Source organism: Pseudomonas sp. W2Oct36 (assembly GCF_041060465.1).
Lineage (GTDB): Bacteria > Pseudomonadota > Gammaproteobacteria > Pseudomonadales > Pseudomonadaceae > Aquipseudomonas > Aquipseudomonas graminis_B.
Genome location: NZ_JAUERW010000011.1, coordinates 47,825 through 65,697 on the forward strand (window position 1 = coordinate 47,825; position 17,873 = coordinate 65,697).

A 17,873-nucleotide genomic window follows, 5' to 3' on the forward strand; every position below is an offset into this window, starting at 1 on the left:
GCCCCTGTGCCCGTTAATCGCCCATACCCAAGAAGGACAACGGTTTCAGCCATTGTTGACGCAAACGAAAACAGTGAAAGAAACGGCCTACAAAAACAGCCGAAGGTTGTAATCCCTACATTCACGCTCAAGCATGACGGCCTGCTCATTTGAACACTTCGTTCATTTAAACGAGCTTCAACCCACCGTAAACTTCGGCCCATGAATACATCAGGTGATCGACTGCGCGGCCTTTTGCGAGAGTGCCATCTCTCCGCAACAGACTTTGCCGCCAACCGAAAAGTTACGCCGCAACACGTGAACAACTGGTTCAAGCGCGGCATCCCCATGGCGCGTATTGAAGAAGTCGCCGAACTGCTGAGCGTCAACGCGCGTTGGCTGCGCAGTGGCGAGGGACCCAAGCACCCTGGACACGATCGGGACACTGGCCAAAAGGCAGAGACTCAACCACCCCGGCCCGAGCGAAACGTACGCGAAGAACTGGAAATGCCGGTCTACACCGAACTGGAGACGCAAAGCTCCGGCCGGACCGCGGTGGCCGAAATCCATAACCACAAAGTGCGCTTGTCCCGGCGCGTGCTCGAAACCATGGACGTTGAGCTGCACAACGCGATCTGCGTGGCGATGGTCGGCAACAGCATGGCGGACAAGATCCAGGACGGTTCGCTGATCGGCATTGATCGCGGGCGCGTGCAGATCATCGATGGCGAAATGTACGCCCTCGAACACGACGGCATGCTGCGGGTGAAATACCTGTATCGCCTGCCGGGCGGCGGGTTGCGCTTGCGCAGCCACAATTGCGCCGAGTACCCGGACGAGATTTTCAGCGCCGAACAGGTGCAGGCGCAGCACATTCAGATCCTGGGCTGGATCTTCTGGTGGTCGACGCTCAATAACCGCCGCCATCCGGCCACATTGCGGTGAGGCTAGGAATGAGCGTGTTTCGGAACTGGGCAGACGCGAACAACATGGGTATCCTGCACGCCTTCGTTTCAGCACCAGTCGGCCACACGCGGATGGGTGATCGACCTGGCACCGTCTCCGTGACCTGCCCTGTCTACCTGACAAGCGCCTCCTCGCAGCGCGCACTTTTGCGGACGGGTGCGGTTAGCCAAAAACTAACCAAACCCGTCACCGAGAAGCCGGCCACAAGCCGGCTTTTTAACTTCCCATGAATACGTCGAACCGCTAATCCACGCGGCGCCTCCGCGCGCGCGTCAATCGGCAATCAATGGAATGAGCGCTTTGATCAACGAAGCAGACAACCGCCTCCGCTTTACTACAGGAAGTTCATCATGAGTTATCGCAACAAGACTTACATCGCCTTCGCCAGTGAAGACATCAAGCATTACTGGCTGATGAAAGCCTGGAAACAGAACGAGAAAATCGACTTCGACTTCTTCAATGCCCATGACTTGTTCGAAGCACGGGATAGCAGTTCGCCCGAGACCATCAAACGCCGACTGCGCGAACGCCTCAACAACACCAAACAATTCATCTTTCTGGGCAGCGAAGATGGCCGTCGCAAAGGCGGCGACGGGGATTCCTTTCTTGCTTATGAAATCGAGGTGATTCTCGAACTGGATCTTCCCATCGTCATCGCGAATCTCTGCCAGAGCAGAAACATCGTCATGGACAACATTCCCCAGCCGCTCATTGATCAAAAACACTTCAACGTTTCGGTGTCTTTCCAGCCCAAAATCATTCAGTACACGCTGGACAACTACGTTGCGGGTTACGCGAAGAGCGACCTGCAAGGTCCCCATCGATATGTCGGCAGAATCTACGACGGGCTGGGCATCTGATGCCCCTTCTTCAGGACATGCAGACATGGCGCTTCTGGCGCCACTTTCTGGTGGCGTTGTTCGCCTGTGTCGGCGGGCTGTCGACGATCATGCAGACCTTCAACGTCATTTACCCCGGCAGCCATGCGATGGAAGGTGTCGGCATCCTGATAGCAATCATCGTGGCGTCTGTTTCCGCCGCGTTGTTTAAGGCATGGCCGCGCCCGATTGCCGAGGAATACAACGCGCCGAAAACGCGGATCACCATCGTGCCCGGCGACCTTCTTAAGGAAGACGGCCATCTGGTGATCGGTACCAACGACACCTTCGACACGGAAACGCCGAACATCATTGCCACTTCCAGCCTGCAGGGCCAGGCGCTGCAGGTGCTCTACGGCGGCGACCTGAAAGAACTTGATCGGCACCTGGACGACGCGCTGGTCAACGCGCCCTGCGTCGGCACGCTCAACAAGCCAGGCAAACAGGTGCAATACGGTGTCGGCACCATCGCGACGCTCAAACATGCACACCGGCTGATCTTCTTCCTGGCCTACTGCGAAATGGACGCCCAGAACGTCGCGCGCTCCACGCCAGACAAAGTGTGGAAAGGCTTGCTCGCGCTGTGGGCCGAAGTGTCCCGGCGCGGCAACGGCGGGACGATCTCGATCCCGGTGATCGGCGGCGGACAGGCGCGACTGTCCAGCGTGCTCCCCGCCCAGGACGCCATCCGCTTCACCCTGCTCTCGTTCATGTTCGCCTCCCGCAACTCGAAGGTCTGCGACGAACTGCGCATCGTCGTCCGCCCCGACGACTACCGAAAACTTGATCGTCTGGAGCTGCAGTCGTTCCTCTCGTCATTGAGGTCATCATGAGCCGGGAAACAAGCCTCGACCTGCCGGACAACCCCGACTGCGCGTTCTGCGCGTACCTGAAAGGCAAACGGCCCTACACCATCCTCTCGTGCACCACCGAAACCGCGACCTTTGTGACCCGCGAACAACGGGGTCACCCGCACGTGCTGGTGCTGCCCCAACGCCACGTGCCTTCGTTGCTGGAAATGACCGACGAGGAGGTTGCAGCGGTTGCGGTGGAAGTGCGCAATGCGGCGAGGCTGATTGAAAAGGCGTATGGGAAAACCGGGATTGCGGTCTGGCAGAACAACGGCGTGCCGGCGGGCCAGGCGATCGGGCATGTGCACTTTCATGTGGCGGGGACGTTGTCGGGTGGGGGGACGGAGTTTGGGGAAGTGCAGGAGATATCGGTGATGGAGACGGATGAGATTGCGCGGCGGTTGGTTGGGGGGAGTTAGAAGAGACGGACCCGGACTAGAACCTGGCGCCCCCCAGCAGCGTGCCACATCGCTTCCAATCCTGTTTCGCAACCACTCCCTTCGGTTTGAGGATCAACTGCGCCGCGTACCCCACTTGGTCCGTCGGACTTGTATCTGCGCGGCATCCGTACCGTTGGAACAACCAACCACTAAGGATTTCTTAGTAGTTCACCAGTAGGAGCTAGTCAGATGCGGCGCATCGAGCAACCAGTCTCGATGCCATCATTCGATAGGCATCGAGTGTCCTCATTACTAAGGCTGAGGACAGTTGTCAGCCGGAATACCACCATGAGTTAAACGCCCGGAGCCACAGATATCATCTGTAGCCGTAGTCATCTCAGAATGAGGCTTCAATGGCGAAGTTCTACAAAGCTGGCCATCGTGATGTGGCAAAGTGTCGGGGTCAACGCCCTACTTCATTACGAACAACTGCGCTGCAATGCGCAGCTCAGGCTAGCCAACTGAAAAGGAAGTCATCGATGCCCATCCCGGATTTTCAAAGTGTCATGCGACCGATACTAAGCACCGTTGCCGACGGCGTCCCGCTAGCTTTGGGCGAACTGCGTGAGCGCATCGCCAGCGATTTCCAACTCAGTGAAGACGAACGCAGCGAGCGTTTGCCATCAGGTAAGCAGACGGTGATGAACAATCGGGTCGGCTGGGGACGGACTTATTTGAACAAAGCCGGGCTTCTAAGCATTCCTACCAAAGGTATGGTGCAGATCACGGAACGCGGTCGGGAGGCCCTGAGCACTGGCCCGGCACGCATCACCGTTAGCTGGCTCAAACAATTTCCCGAATTTGCAGCTTTTCATACGTCGAGTCCTGCCGACAGTCCACCGCTAATCTTGCAGGGTGATCCGACCGAACAAGCTACCCCTGATGAGCAACTGGCCGCAGCACATCAAGCTTTGACGCAGTCACTAGCCGGTGATCTGCTGGCCCAAGTACGGGCAGCGTCGCCGACCTTTTTCGAGCAACTGGTGGTCGACCTCATGATTGCCATGGGCTACGGCGGCTCACGCAAGGAAGCGGGTCAAGCAACGCAGCAAACTAACGATGACGGCATTGACGGCATCATCAAGGAGGACAAGCTAGGGCTGGACGTCATTTACCTGCAAGCCAAGCGCTGGACCAACACCGTACACCGCCCGGAGATCGACAAGTTCATTGGCGCCCTCACCCGCCAGCGCGCTCGCAAAGGAGTGTTCATCACCACGTCGGACTTTTCGGACGGTGCTCGTAACGCGGCGATGAGCCTGGATATAAAGGTAGTGCTGATCGACGGCCCGGAGCTGGCTAGGCTGATGGTTGAAAACAATCTCGGCTGTAGCGTAAGACAGGTATACGAAGTGAGGCAGCTGGACAGCGATTACTTCGTGGAGTATTGAATGCCACCTCGAACTCACGGCATCGAGCGAACAGCCCGCTGCTGTGACCGATGAATCGGCGCCCACGGCGTGGTACCAGCGGGTATCGAATCGATGTTCCCGCAGATTCAATTAGACATCACCTACTTACGCTTTGCCTCAACGCCAGCCTTCCTAGCCTCGACGCTGACCCGCCAAGCTTCTAGTTGATCTATGTCTCCCCCCAGCTCATCTGGGTGGGGCGTCGGCAAGTGAGCAGCCGCCGCAGGATCGTGACCCGCAAATTTTGAGCTTTTGGTCATTCCTGCATTGATGGCTTCGTAATCACTATCCTCCACGACGACATATTTCAGTTTCTGCGTGGATACACCTTCAATAAATCGAGTCACTACGCCCTGGAAGAGAACCTCCTCTACGCCACGCTCCCACGCCATACGTAGATGAGAGTAGGCATCACGAGTAAGACGGGTTGTTTCAGCTTCGTCGCCCAATTTGTGGTGTTTAGCGACCCGCGCTTGAAACTGACGCAATTCTTTAACACGCTTCGATGTACTTAGAGTATCGAATGGCAGCCGCTCTGTCTGAATTCCAAAACCTGCCGCCCCTCTACCAATGCACTGAGTCGCAGCAGGCACTCCAGCAAGCTCAGCCTCCTGCTGAACGATGCACAGAAAGTAGATATCGTGAGTAAACACAATCACCTGCCGATGCTTAGACTCCTGCACCAATCGGCTAGCCACATGCCACCTGCGGCGGTGATCTAGTGAGGAGACCGGATCGTCAAATACAATCCCCCCAAGCCCTCGACCTAACTTTACCTCAGCCAAAAAAGAGGCTATAGCGATGGCCCTTTGCTCTCCTTCACTGAGTACTGAAGACGGAGGACTGCCACCTGGGAGCTGTAGAGCAAGCTTAAATTGTGTCCGCCCTCCAGGAGACTCCGGCTTCATTACGACTTGAAGCTCATGAACGTTGAGTGCTTTGAGCCCAGCGTTGAGAGCGGTGACAACCTCTTCAGTCGCCATTGTATTCGATAAGGCGGTGGACTTTCTCGAAATGCCCGTGGTGACAATAGAGTCGATACAGGCTTGTAATTTCGAGCAATGTACTCGTTTATCAATTGCTTCTATAGCTGCAGCTTTGAGCTCGCAGAGCCTGCGACGTGCGTCAAGCTCAGCTTGCTCCACGACCATTTTGGCCCTTGCGTTTTCATCAATCGAATCCTCAAGTGCTTTTGCGTCGGCTAAAAGTTGAACAGATGCTGCGGTAAGCAAAGCGTGAGCATCACCGGGTAGTGGCGCAATGTCCCCCCAGGCAAACTTCCCACCCGACGCTTTTAGAGCGCTGGCCTGGCACTCTCTGAGAGCCGTTTGTAGCCTGAGACAGGCGTCAGCAATACCTTGGTTATAATCCGCAAGTTCCCTGGATAACGCGTCATCAATGCCAAGGTCTAGGTTAACTGTCTCAATCGAGCGGTACGAAGCCACCGCTAACGCCTTAGCATCCTTCGCTGCCTTCTCTGCTGCCTGTTTAACGAAAGCGTCAAAACCCGCCAATCGTGAAACACCTTCTTCACCCAGTGGGTTTTGGCAAAGTGGGCAAAGCGAGTCTGCGGAAACGTTCGGGAATTCATCATCAGGATGCGAGAGAAGCGCATAGGTCCGAGCGACTTCAAATAGTGCTTTCCACTCATCGCTTCCGGTGCCGGACAACAGACCTGGGCGCTGCTTAAACTCCTGCGCGGCCAATTCCGCTGCCGACTTGGCGATGTTGGATGCATTGACTAGGGTTTGAAGCTGCTCGATCTTCGCCTCACTGAGTGCCGCTAGAGCGGCCTGAACTTTCGTTGCCAACCCTGTAAAGCGCGTTCCTCGTAATCGAAGAACCTGGGCGCTCTGTTTGGGATTAGTCTCTGCAAGCGTCTTATTCAACGTTCCAAGCCGCTCAACCTCTGCATCGCTCATGGACGCCAGCGCTATCACGTTCTCAGCAGTAACGGCTCCCAGAAGGCCGCCAACGAGTTTTCCTACTGCAGTATTAGTGCCGGCAAGCGCTGAGAACATAGTGACATTTGGCGCATTGGCCGTCTTTTCCTGAACGGCTCTGGCCTTTATTTCGTTCGAAACTGCGACAAGATTGCCGAGAATATCGAGACCATACGGAGCATATGCAAAATCTCCTTGGTTATCGATGTACGCACGAGCGCAATGAGTATCGAAAATAGCAATTTCCGATAGCTCCTCTGGAGCTGGATGACCATACGTCCACGTAAGATCGAGCGGATCACCATTAACAAAGGCCTCGAACACCGCCTGGGGAGGACCAACGTCGCCAGGTTTTTTCTTTGCATCAGGGAGGATGGGCTCGCGCTGGTCGCGCGCACGACAAGCTTTTTTAAGGACTCGCGAGTAACCCGATTTACCCGTGCCATTTTCACCATAGATGATGGTCATTCCAACCGGTGCTATTGGTAATCGCTGATCGGCTGCTAGAGCATTAACATTTGAAAGCTGCTTTATCGCTCCGATTTGTACTAGTCGATCAGGTACAGGAGGTGCAGCGACTTGACCGGCAGCGAGCTTGCTTGGCTGTCGATTCTCAGGATCGTCAATTCCATATGCTGCCTTAGCCAAGGCAAACAGATGATCCTTGTTTTCCTGAGTTAGCGTTCGATTTGCGTAAAGCCGAGCAATTGCGTCCTGCTGCCAAACCGGCAGGGTTTGGGACCACGAATAGATTTCTTGAATGATCGACACCAGAACCTCCTTGTACCTGAATTGGCAGTAGCGGAGTCTTGCGCCTTATAGGAAATAGAGCAACAGCAACAGTCACCGTAACGGTGGCTAAATTTGCGCCGTCGAACGGTATGCTCCAGGTGAGCAAGGCCCGCACGCGCCAAACGTCCATTCGCTACGAGTTGAAACTCGATAAGATATTTGGACCCAGGGCTATGGCGAACGGGGACATGGCAGCGGATACAAAGATAGAGTCGCTACCCCTAGCCGGAGCTGGTTTACGCTGGAGGATCGGCAAGCGCTTGAGCAGGAGCTTTATGGCATGACCGAACGCGAACGTACCACTACCTTGGCTGGCATATCAGACCCACTCGACACTGACGTGTGACCTAGCACAAAGCAGGTAGGCTCTATTGAGGAACTGTGCATGATTTTTAACCCATCTCCCCTTGAAAAACGACTGATCTCCTCAATAGCAAAATTGGCGTCAACGTCGGCGTCGCTAGGGGACGCACTAATATGCGTAACCCAAACGAGAACGCAGCGTCATTTCACATTGTCAAAGATGGCCGCATGATTCATGGAAATGCCGCGTCCCTTCACATCGCTAGCAAAGTGGGTGGTGTCGATGGGTTTCTAGCGCGGTACGGCGAGCAAGTCATGCGCGGGGCACTTGGAAAAGTTCTGACAGATGCGCGAGAGTCACAGCCAAAATCTCAGCGACTGCGGAGCGTAACCAGATAAATAATCCAGCCATATTCCGCATACCCCTCATTGCCCCCTGGCGTCTCGAAGAGCCAGGCGTACAATTTTACGGGTAATTCGCACGCTAGGCGTGACAGGCCCTAATCTCCCACCGCTTAGCGCCTCAACATCACGATTCAGTCGATTGGGGGGCAAATGAAGGGGATAACTTGGAAAAATTCATATTTCTAATAATTAACGAAAAATCGGCGCCGTCCACAAGCCGAGGTTTTAACTTCATATGAGTACCGCGCACCGCTGCCCAAGCGGCGCCTCCCTGCGCCCTTGGATCGGCGATCAATGGACTGAGCGACTAACCGAGATGAGGACAACCGCTTTATTTTCCATACAGGAAGTTAGTCATAAGTCACCGCAAACACCAACATCGCCGCTCACCAGTCAAGACCTCAACTACTACCGGCTGAGCGAACGCATCAATAACACCAAATAGTTCATTTTTCTGGGCAGTAAAGGTGGGCGACGCAAGCACGGTGATGGCGGTTTAGTTCTAGCGCTTGAAATCGAGGCCATTTTCGAGCTCAACCTGCCTAACGTCATTGCAAACCTGTGCCAGACCAGGACTATCGTGACGGAAAACATTCCACAGCCGCTCATCGAGCAGAAACACTTCAACGTGTTCGTGTCCTTCCAGCAAAAAATCATTCAGTACGCGCTCCATAATTAAGCTGAAGGCTACGCTGACTGCGAAATGGACGCCCAGAACGTCGCGCGCTCCACACCGGCCAAGGTTTGGTAAAGGTTGCTTGCGCTATGGGCCGAAGTGTCCCGGCGCGGCGACCGCGGCACGATTCGATCCCGGTGATCGCCAGAACAAAGCTACTTTTTACGAATCATAGCTCCCGGAGCAGACATAAGCTGTTGCTGCCGACTGAACAGGCCCAAATGCTCAACTGTTCCAGCTCAAATGAGCAGGAGAACACAGCGTGGTCCGCATGAGAATGATGGGCAAAACACGACTGATACGACCTGCTCTGCACCACACATGAGGAAACCCGCGGCGCGTTGCCTCATGAGGGAACCCAAGGCACTGCATCTATAAGTGTTGGCTTTCTGGAGACTAGGCCGCATGGGCATCAGACAGCAGTGTTTTATTCACACGAACGGCAGATACAATACCCCTTTTTTGTGTCAATAAGGGCCAAGAGCACATGCCGTTTCTAGATTGGGTCAACAAAAGCCAAGCCAAAGAAATCCCGCTTGAGGTGCCGTACCACCTGCTGAAGCGTGAGAAAACCTACGGTGACTCTCAGGCCGCCAGCGACAATTTCATCGTTCAAGGTGACAACCTACTAGCCCTGAAATCGCTGATCCCTTTCTACGCCGGTCAGGTGAAATGCATTTTCATCGATCCTCCGTACAACACCAAAAGCGCATTCGAGCATTACGATGACAACTTAGAGCACAGTCAGTGGTTATCGATGATGTACCCTCGCTTGGTACTTCTACGCGAACTGCTTGCCGAAGATGGCAGCATATGGGTGACCATTGATGATAACGAAGCTCACTATCTCAAGGTTCTCATGGACGAAATATTCGGTAGGAAAAACTTCGTCGCGACGTTCGCTTGGGAAAAAGATAAGGGCCGTCGAAACGATACGGATATTTCTAGCGCTCATGACCATGTCATTCTGTTTGCACGGCAGCGGGACGTGTGGAGTAAGACGAGAAATCTACTCAATAGAACGGAAGAGCAGAACGCTAGGTACAAAAACCCAGACAAGGATCCTAGAGGTCCTTGGTTACAGGGAGACAACGGAACTGCCAAAAGTGGTAGTGCCGCGCAGAGATATCCGATAACCCTGCCATCTGGGCGCGTAGTAACACCTCCATCGGGGAATTACTGGCGATTCTCCAAGGAAAGCCTGAGGTCAGCTCTTGCTGAGAACCGAGTGTACTTTGGAAAGGATGGGGACCGCCTGCCGATCATCAAACGTTACTTGACCGATGTTCAGGATGGTGTCGTCCCCCGAACTTGGTGGCCTGCCGAAGATGCGGGGTCTAATCAGTCTGCAAAACGTGACCATCTTCGAAAGCTTCTGCCAGAAATAGAGCCGTTCTCTACACCTAAACCTGAAGAGCTCATTCACTTAGTATTCCGGATCGCTACTGATCCAGGTGATTTAATATTGGATTCGTTTCTGGGCTCTGGCACCTCTGCTGCGGTCGCCCACAAGACTGGCCGACGCTATATCGGCATCGAAATGGGAGAGCATGCCCGGACACACTGCGTGCCACGTCTTGAAAAAGTCATTGAAGGAGAAGCCGGCGGCATTAGTCACAGCGTCAACTGGAGAGGTGGCGGCGGCTTCTCCTTGTTTACCCTCGGCGAACCTGCTTTCGATGAGCAAGGCCAGCTCACCAACTCAATTCGTTTTGCCACTCTAGCGGCTTACATCTGGCACCTTGAAACAGGAGCTCCTGGCCAGCAGGAGTTCAACTCTCCAATCCTAGGCGAACATAACGGAATCAGCTACTTCCTCCTTTATAACGGCATCCTCGGAGACCGTCGGCCTGCGAGCGGTAATGTCTTAACAAGTGCAGTCGTTGCAATGTTGCGACAGCTACAACCCAACCCTGGTCCCGTTGTAGTTTATGGAGAAACTACCCGCTTGGGCTCAGCACGCATGAATGCCGAAGATATCAGCTTCAAGCAAATCCCTTACGACGTGAAAATGCGCTGAGAGCCATCATGTTCAAACTGAAGAAATACCAAAACGACGCGTTGGACGCTCTGAGCGAATTCTTTGACAGAACTCGTAAGGTTTCTATCCAAGATGCCTACAGGGATATACTGCAACGTCAACAGCGAAGTGATGCTTACCACGAGATTTTCTCGAACATTCCTACCGTCTGTTTACGCGTCCCAACTGGTGGCGGCAAGACCCTACTGGCCGCTCACGCCGTAGCACTGGCTGGCAAGTCTGTTTTGGATAGCGATGCCCCTATTGCACTGTGGCTTACCCCTTCGGATGCAATTCGGACTCAGACACTTGAAGCTCTCTCCAATGCTCGCCACCCATATCGGCAAGCCCTGGCCCACTATTTCGGAGACCGCATACGCGTCTGCGATCTCGAGAGCTTGCAAACGGTCGGGCCACAAGACATAGGCAAAGCCTGTATCGTTGTCGTAGCTACCATACAGGCGCTTAACGTTAGTGATACCAGTAAGCGAAACGTTTATTCATTTTTTGAAGAGCTAGGTGAGCACTTCCGGGACCTACCTGCATCACTGACATCCAACTTGGAAAAGGTGACTGAGGGCGACCTGCAAAGCCAAAGGTTCCTGACTACAAAAGACATTGGCAGAGTTAAATGGTCAGTTGCCAATTGGCTGCACTTGCACCGCCCTCTGGTCATCGTCGATGAAGCCCACAATAATCGTACTGACCGTTTTTTTAAAACGTTGGGACGGTTACACCCGAGCTGTGTTATCGAAATGACTGCAACCCCGGTGCCAGGCAATAATGTGCTCTATCATGTCTCCGCTCAAGAGCTCCGTGCTGAGCAGATGATTAAGTTGCCAATTGTTTTGGCCGAGCATCCCGAAGGTTGGCGAGAGTGCCTACGAGACTCGATCCTCACACGAGACAGCCTTGAAATCGTCGCGCTAAAGGAAGACGATTACGTCCGGCCAATTGTGCTCATCCAAGCTATGCCCAAAGGGGGTGAGGCAACAGTCGACGTTGTGAAGCAGCACCTTATTGAGCAAGAAAATATATCTCTCGAACAAATTGCAGTTGCTACAGGTGCCCAAAAAGAACTGAATGGGGTCGACCTGTTCGACCCGGACTGCAAGATTAGATACATCATCACTATCGAAGCTTTGAAAGAAGGCTGGGACTGTTCCTTCGCCTACGTGCTTTCTGGCCTGCAATCCGTAAGTTCCTCAAAAGACGTCGAGCAGCTGCTAGGGCGTGTGCTCCGCATGCCATATGCGAAGGATCGCAGCCAAGCATCGTTAAACAAAGCCTACGCCCACATCGTGTCAACAAACTTCGCAGAAGCTGCCAGCAACCTGCGAGATCGTCTAGTTCAAAACATGGGGTTTGAACGTTTGGATACTGCCGGTATTATTGTGCCTCAGCAGTCTCTTCTCTTGACTGGCGGCTCCGGTGACATAGAGCAGAGTATCGGCCATAGCTCACCACTCTTGATACCGGATTGCCATGTCGATTTGCCCTCGGTGCCTGAAACTGATAACTGGCCGGAAGACTTGAAAGCCCAGGTGGAAATTCGTCCTACATCGCAAGGCGCAACTTTGGTACTCAAAGGCAACCTGGATAACGAGATGCTGAAACAGGCAGAAACGTTCATCGCAGCTGCTATCCCAGCAAAGGCTAAAGCTGCCAAGGAGAAGCTAGCCCAGCAATTTGCTGATCACCGAGCCGTTCGAAACGCACTACGGGCCCCAGCACAGCTAGGTATCCTATTCTCCCCAATTCCCCAGCTATGTCTCAGGTTGGATAGTTATCTTGAAATCGTCGAGAGAGATACATTGGCAGAGCTAGGAGAGTGGAATCTGTTGGACTACCCCGTGCAGCTTGCTGGCTTTACTATCCATGAAACGGTGAACTCCTTCGAGATTGATGTTCACGGAGAGAAGGTAAAATTCCGTCATATTGACGCCCAGCAATTAAAGTTGAACGAGGTAGCTAGCCACATCGGTGTGCAAGATCTCGTACGCTGGCTGGACATGCAAGTGCGGAAACCCTTCCTCCCTCAGGCACAGGTGCTGGCGTACCTGACAAAGTTGATTTCATACCTGATGAGTGATATCGGCCTCAGCCTTACTGCGCTGGTCCGGGCCAGATTTCAGCTGGCTGACGCCATCAAGGGAGAAATTGAGCGTCTGCGCAAGCAGGCTATGGAAAAAGGATTTCAAGGGCGGCTTTTTGAAATGCGTGTACCGACGTTGGAAGAGGTGGCGCAGTACAGCTTTTCTTTTGACGCTGGAAGGTATCCAGCCCGAAACATTTATCAAGGTAGCTACGATTTTAACAAACACTTTTACCCCATTATCCATGACTTACGAGAGAAAACGCCTGCAGGTAACACCGCAGAGGAGTTCAAATGTGCGATGGCGATTGATGCTCATCCTAAGGTAAAGCACTGGGTTCGCAATATTGAGCGCCAAGAAAGCTGCTCATTCTGGTTGCCGACCGCATCTGACTACTTCTACCCCGACTTCGTAGCAGAGTTGGAAGACGGTCGGATCTTGGTGGTGGAGTATAAAGGTGAGCCCTACAAAACGAACGACGACTCTAAGGAGAAACAACAGGTTGGACATCAGTGGGAAAAGTCTAGCGATGGACACTGCCTTTTCCTGTTTGCCGTTGAGCGAGATGACCTGGGCAGGGATGTTTTCAAGCAGCTGGCAGACAAGATAGTGTAAAACTATTTTGTCATTAGCTCGTGCGCCCAGAGCCTAAGCCGTGTCTGCAGGTTGTAACTTAAGTGGCATAACCTCGGCTATCTACCCAGCGTAGATAGCCGTAGTTTTTCTGATTTGGCTACCCACAGCCGCTACCTGCTTTATTACCCCTTACAGCTGATACGGATTAACGTCTGCACGAACCAAGTAAGAGGACAAAAGCAATACACCCCAGACCATCAGTAAAACAAGGCCACGTCGCAGAAATAACGCTGGTCACAAGCCGGCTTTTGACTTCCGATGAACACATCGCACCCAGGCCCACGCGGCGCCTAATGGCGCGCGTAAATCGGCAATCAATGGACTGAGCGCCGTAATTGGGAAATTGCAACCCATTTGACCAGCCATTTGCATTCGACTTGACCAGTCGTTTGCATCGGAAGTGACCAGGCATTTGCATTGGACTTGACCACTCGCCTAGCGAGTCATTTGAAAGGCTAAAGCAGCGGTACTGGTGGCACTGTCTGTGGCGCGCCATCGATGATGCACATCCATCCCCAAGTTCTCAGTGCCGACGTCTTCTTAAACTCCTCGACCAGCTCGGCCGCAATTTCCCCTATGTCCGTCCGCAACTCGAACTGAGGGCGCATTGCGTGCAAAACGTCAATTCCCATGTCCCCGGCAAGCAGCTTGCACATCAGCTTATTACGAAGCTTCCAAGGTAGGGCTTTTCCGCGCCTTTCCGGATGCTGGTAAACCATGGTGTTCAAATGCGCCGACGCGTGGATGTAGTCAGCGCTGCTCATCCAGATATGCAGATGGGCAGGCACTCCAAGGGGTAGGACGTTGAACACGAGCCAATCGATTAGGCCAACGGCAACACCGCGCGCTTGAAGCTCCATTGCCAGCATCAGAAGTACTTTGTGCAAGGTGCCTGCTGCCTTGATAGCAACGGTTTTTCGACCTAGGAGATCTGCTTCGACCACTATCGCGATCAACGCAGCGAGGGCATCCAAGCTTGCCCTGCGTTCGAGTTTTTCGAGTAGAACTTGAGTGATTGGTTCGCGCTGAACACTGTCCCAAATCATGTTGCTGGTGCTGCGATAAAGCACCAGTTGGACATCGGTATTTAACGCACGGAAGTAGCTGTCGAAGCTGATTTTCTGTTGCCGGGAGATCAGCTTCATCAAAGTCCATATGGGATGATTCAGGTCGCGGGACGATCCAGGTGCTAGCAGTTCCACCCTACTCAAGGTCTTGGCCTTGGGGGAGATCATTTTCTGTTCGTACCTAGACCACTTGCTTCGGTAATGCCGGATCGTGCCATTCGTATTTCTTCGAAATGACTCTTTTTCGAAATACAGCTCAAGGGCATAGGCAGTTTTGAGGCCTGTCCGCTGCCTCAGTCCTTCGAACCAGTAGCCCACTGCGAGCATTTCCACTGTGTTGCTTCGGGGGCGGCTATTTTCCGGAATTTGTTCGCGCAAGCTGCCTGCGAACTCCGAATAAATGTTTGCAATTCTCTTAAAATCAGACACTTAAAAATCCCCGAACGATCTTTGTACCGTAAAAAATGTAGAAGTCTTACGGCTGGAGCGCAAGGGGGCGGTTTATTACTATCAACTGTGACCAAACCGGACATTAAGTGCGATGCGCGAGCCCCTTGAAATCCAATTTCTGTCATTCGAATTAGAGCTCGACCTCAAACAGCGATATGGCCTGATGGTGGGTGGCAGCGCGCTGTGGAGAGAGTTGGGTTACACATCGTACGACGCGTTTCGTAAAGCTAAACAGCGAGGGACAATTGAGGTGCCGCTATTTGAAGTGCCTAATCGTCGGGGGTTCTTTGCTCTGTCCAAAGAGGTCGCTTGGTGGATTGCTACGCAGCGCTGCGCACGGCAGCAGGCCGTATGAACTAAGCATATGAGGAGTATCACAATGAGATCAGGATAGGAGCTAGCCGGTGGATTTGGAGCACAAAAAAGCCCAGGGGTGGAGCCCTAGGCTTTTTTGATGGTGTTAGGTTTCAGCCCTACGCGCCGTCATTCTGTGTTCCCTCGCGTTCGGCGTCAAGTCGATCACATTCCGTTTGTCTGCAATTTTCACACGGCGCGACCTGTGAGGTGTTCACACACCTGTCGCGAGGAGAACATATGAGGCTGCCAATAAGTACGCAGCGCGAGGTGCTACGCCTTACGAGCGACCCCAAGCTGTCGAATAGGGCTATTGGCCTATTAGCCAAAGTGTCCCATAACACTGTTCGCACCATTCGGGATCAGTTGGCACAGTGTGGACAAAGCTGGGAAGAACTGAAGCACCTTGACGACAAAGCGCTGGCGGAGCGTCTGCATACCCAGCCAAAAGTCTCATCTCAAAGGAAGGCTTACCCGTCATGGCCTGCCATCCATGAACAGCTAAAACTTCCTGACATCACCTTGGAACTCCTATGGCAAGAGTTTCGTACAAGCGAGCCAGAAGGCGTGTCTTATGCTCAGTTCACACGGATTTATCGTGAATGGGTCAATAGGCAAAAGCTGAGCATGCGACAGACTCACCTCCCCGGAGACAAGTGCTTCGTGGACTTTTGTGGCAGGACAATGCCTGTGACCAACCCGGATACTGGAGCAATCAGCCAAGCTCAGGTGTTCGTGGCAACGCTAGGTGCCTCGGGATACATTTTTGCCACCGCCGTGAGAAGTCAAACGATCCCAGACTGGCTCAGATGCAACATTCTGGCCCTGGAGTTCTTCGACGGGGTTCCACGGTTCGTTGTGCCTGATAATTTGAAGTCAGCAGTGACGAAAAACACGAGAGATGTGGTGACCCTAAATCGTGCCTACGCCGAGTTTTCTGAGCACTACGGATTTCAAATTTACCCCGCCAGACCGCGTAAACCGCAAGACAAGTCGCTAGGTGAGATTGCTGTTCAACTGGTACAAAGATTCGTTCTCGCAAGGCTGAGAGCGAGCACCTTTTTTTCCTTAGAAGAGCTCAACGAGAAAATCAGCTACTGGGTTGATGAGCTAAACAGTCGAATCACTCGAACGTACCCTAAGAGCCGAACCAGCCGCTTCCTTGAGCTTGACTATCCAGCCCTCAAGCCGCTCCCAGAACATAAGTACAGCTACAGCAAGTGGGTGTATCAGGTTAGGGTAGGCAGCGACTACCACGTACAATTTGAAGAGCACAGCTACTCGGTTCCTTACCACTTCGCGAATCTTCTTGTCGATTTGCGCGTGCGAGACGATTGGCTCGAAATCATTCATCAGCGCCGTCTCATCGGCTCGCACAAGCTCAATCGTCAGCGGGGCACTAGCACTCTCAAAGAGCACTTGGCCCCGAATCACAGATATTTCCAGGACTCCCAGCCGGAAGCTCTGATTGTCTGGGCTGAGACTATTGGGCCGGAAACGCTCCGTTTCGTGAAGGACAACCTCAACCTGCGGAAAGATTTCTCGACCGGTTTGAAGGTCGTTGTTGGCCTGAAACGTGACGTTCGCAAAGGGGCAATCACACCGTCACGCCTTGAGTCCGCGTGCGGCTATGCGAATAGCTTGAACATCCTAAGTTCTGAGCGGCTGCGTTCGATCCTTCGGAACGAATCTGACCTGCGCCCCAACTACCGAAGATCCGCCCCCTTGGTCGAACACGCCAACATACGTGGTGCTGAATACTACGCCTCACAGGGAGATGAGCCGCTATGAAGTCAATCCTCGATACTGCCCAAAACCTTATGTCTCTTGGTCTGCACGGGATGGCAGCAGCCTACGAGCGTCAGCTTGAAACACCGGCGCTGCTGAAAGAACCATTCGAAACAAGGCTTGGTTTAATGATGGATGCCGAAAATAGCGAGCGTGAGAGCAGAAAGGTTGGACGTTTGCTAAAGAACGCAAGGCTTCGTGAGAATGAAGCCACAATAGACAGCATTGAATTCAAGGCGTCTCGAGGCATAGACCGCAATACGGTCATGTCCCTTGGTGAGTGCGAGTGGTTAGCGCGACGTCAGAATGTGATCATCACGGGCGCTACGGGCACTGGCAAAACCTGGCTCGCTTGCGCACTCGGAAACCAAGCCTGCCGCCTTGGGCGAGCGACGCTGTATCGCACTGCCACGAAGCTTTTTGAAGAAATCTCACTTTCTTACGCTGACCACACCACGCCTAAACTACGTCGGCATTTGATCCGCGCAGAATTATTAGTCATAGATGATTTGGGCATCGGTGGCATTGACGCCCAGTTGGGCCCGTTCCTCCTGGACGTTATCGACGAGCAGTCACAGAACGGCTCATTGTTGATTACAAGTCAGTACCCTAAAGAAAAATGGTATGACCTGTTCTCCGACCCCACGATTGCCGATGCAATTCTTGACCGTATCGTTCACAAGTCCCACGTTATAGAACTGAAAGGCGAATCAATGCGAAGGATCAAAAGTCGCAAACGGTTGCAATAGGATCCGGTGTTTATCCAGGTGGGCAATACGAATGCAATTGGTCAAATTGAATGCAAGCAGTTGGTCAA

12 protein-coding genes are annotated in these 17,873 nt (G+C 53.2%); 10 read left to right on the forward strand and 2 right to left on the reverse strand.

Annotated elements, in window-relative coordinates; translation table 11 throughout:
• The first annotated feature begins 201 nt into the window (after nucleotides 1-201).
• The 5 genes from QWI18_RS15705 (at nucleotide 202) to QWI18_RS15725 (ending at nucleotide 4,505) form a co-directional block, all read left to right on the forward strand.
• Nucleotides 202-924, forward strand: a complete 723-nt coding sequence (locus tag QWI18_RS15705) for a helix-turn-helix transcriptional regulator (RefSeq protein ID WP_369319224.1) — start codon at nucleotides 202-204, stop codon at nucleotides 922-924.
• Nucleotides 925-1,295: 371 nt separating this feature from the next.
• A complete protein-coding gene (locus tag QWI18_RS15710) occupies nucleotides 1,296-1,805 on the forward strand; it encodes a TIR domain-containing protein (RefSeq protein WP_369319225.1) in 510 nt (169 codons plus the stop codon).
• The gene (locus QWI18_RS15715) at nucleotides 1,805-2,656 is read left to right on the forward strand and encodes a macro domain-containing protein (protein ID WP_369319226.1); all 852 of its coding nucleotides are present in this window, start codon (nucleotides 1,805-1,807) and stop codon (nucleotides 2,654-2,656) included. The genes QWI18_RS15710 and QWI18_RS15715 overlap by 1 nt, the downstream gene beginning before the upstream one ends.
• Nucleotides 2,653-3,093, forward strand: a complete 441-nt coding sequence (locus QWI18_RS15720) for an HIT family protein (RefSeq protein WP_369319227.1) — start codon at nucleotides 2,653-2,655, stop codon at nucleotides 3,091-3,093. Before QWI18_RS15715 ends, QWI18_RS15720 begins: the two co-directional genes overlap by 4 nt.
• 500 nt (nucleotides 3,094-3,593) lie before the next feature.
• Complete coding sequence (locus QWI18_RS15725; protein ID WP_369319228.1) at nucleotides 3,594-4,505, forward strand: restriction endonuclease; 912 nt, start codon at nucleotides 3,594-3,596, stop codon at nucleotides 4,503-4,505.
• Nucleotides 4,506-4,627: 122 nt separating this feature from the next.
• Here the strand turns inward: QWI18_RS15725 and QWI18_RS15730 are convergent, their stop codons facing one another.
• Nucleotides 4,628-7,240 carry an AAA family ATPase gene (locus tag QWI18_RS15730; RefSeq protein ID WP_369319229.1) on the reverse strand — a complete coding sequence of 871 codons (2,613 nt, stop codon included), beginning with the start codon at nucleotides 7,238-7,240 and terminating at the stop codon, nucleotides 4,628-4,630.
• A 1,892-nt stretch (nucleotides 7,241-9,132) separates the two neighbouring features.
• Here QWI18_RS15730 and QWI18_RS15735 point away from each other — a divergent pair.
• Both QWI18_RS15735 and QWI18_RS15740 read left to right on the forward strand, forming a co-directional pair.
• Nucleotides 9,133-10,665, forward strand: a complete 1,533-nt coding sequence (locus QWI18_RS15735; RefSeq protein ID WP_369319230.1) for a site-specific DNA-methyltransferase — start codon at nucleotides 9,133-9,135, stop codon at nucleotides 10,663-10,665.
• Between the two features lie 8 nt (nucleotides 10,666-10,673).
• Nucleotides 10,674-13,376, forward strand: coding sequence for a DEAD/DEAH box helicase (locus QWI18_RS15740; protein WP_369319231.1), 2,703 nt, complete (start codon nucleotides 10,674-10,676; stop codon nucleotides 13,374-13,376).
• A gap of 476 nt (nucleotides 13,377-13,852) precedes the next feature.
• Here the strand turns inward: QWI18_RS15740 and QWI18_RS15745 are convergent, their stop codons facing one another.
• Nucleotides 13,853-14,893, reverse strand: a complete 1,041-nt coding sequence (locus QWI18_RS15745) for a hypothetical protein (protein ID WP_012723149.1) — start codon at nucleotides 14,891-14,893, stop codon at nucleotides 13,853-13,855.
• Between the two features lie 112 nt (nucleotides 14,894-15,005).
• Between QWI18_RS15745 and QWI18_RS15750 the strand changes: the two genes are divergently transcribed.
• The 3 genes from QWI18_RS15750 to istB all read left to right on the forward strand — a co-directional run bounded on the left by QWI18_RS15750 (nucleotide 15,006) and on the right by istB (nucleotide 17,805).
• Nucleotides 15,006-15,269: a hypothetical protein gene (locus QWI18_RS15750; protein ID WP_012723150.1), complete on the forward strand. Its 264-nt coding sequence runs from the start codon at nucleotides 15,006-15,008 to the stop codon at nucleotides 15,267-15,269.
• A 239-nt stretch (nucleotides 15,270-15,508) separates the two neighbouring features.
• Entirely contained in the window at nucleotides 15,509-17,059 is a 1,551-nt protein-coding gene (gene istA / locus QWI18_RS15755) for an IS21 family transposase (RefSeq protein ID WP_032657045.1), read from the forward strand.
• A complete protein-coding gene (gene istB / locus QWI18_RS15760; RefSeq protein ID WP_012723152.1) occupies nucleotides 17,056-17,805 on the forward strand; it encodes an IS21-like element helper ATPase IstB in 750 nt (249 codons plus the stop codon). The genes istA and istB overlap by 4 nt, the downstream gene beginning before the upstream one ends.
• Nucleotides 17,806-17,873: the final 68 nt, after the last annotated feature.

Bases quoted from the DNA above. Each gene is read 5' to 3' on its own strand.
- QWI18_RS15705 (WP_369319224.1), top strand. From the start codon at position 202: ATGAATACATCAGGTGATCGACTGCGCGGCCTTTTGCGAGAGTGCCAT.
- QWI18_RS15710 (WP_369319225.1), top strand. From the start codon at position 1,296: ATGAGTTATCGCAACAAGACTTACATCGCCTTCGCCAGTGAAGACATC.
- QWI18_RS15715 (WP_369319226.1), top strand. From the start codon at position 1,805: ATGCCCCTTCTTCAGGACATGCAGACATGGCGCTTCTGGCGCCACTTT.
- QWI18_RS15720 (WP_369319227.1), top strand. From the start codon at position 2,653: ATGAGCCGGGAAACAAGCCTCGACCTGCCGGACAACCCCGACTGCGCG.
- QWI18_RS15725 (WP_369319228.1), top strand. From the start codon at position 3,594: ATGCCCATCCCGGATTTTCAAAGTGTCATGCGACCGATACTAAGCACC.
- QWI18_RS15735 (WP_369319230.1), top strand. From the start codon at position 9,133: ATGCCGTTTCTAGATTGGGTCAACAAAAGCCAAGCCAAAGAAATCCCG.
- QWI18_RS15740 (WP_369319231.1), top strand. From the start codon at position 10,674: ATGTTCAAACTGAAGAAATACCAAAACGACGCGTTGGACGCTCTGAGC.
- QWI18_RS15750 (WP_012723150.1), top strand. From the start codon at position 15,006: ATGCGCGAGCCCCTTGAAATCCAATTTCTGTCATTCGAATTAGAGCTC.
- istA (WP_032657045.1), top strand. From the start codon at position 15,509: ATGAGGCTGCCAATAAGTACGCAGCGCGAGGTGCTACGCCTTACGAGC.
- istB (WP_012723152.1), top strand. From the start codon at position 17,056: ATGAAGTCAATCCTCGATACTGCCCAAAACCTTATGTCTCTTGGTCTG.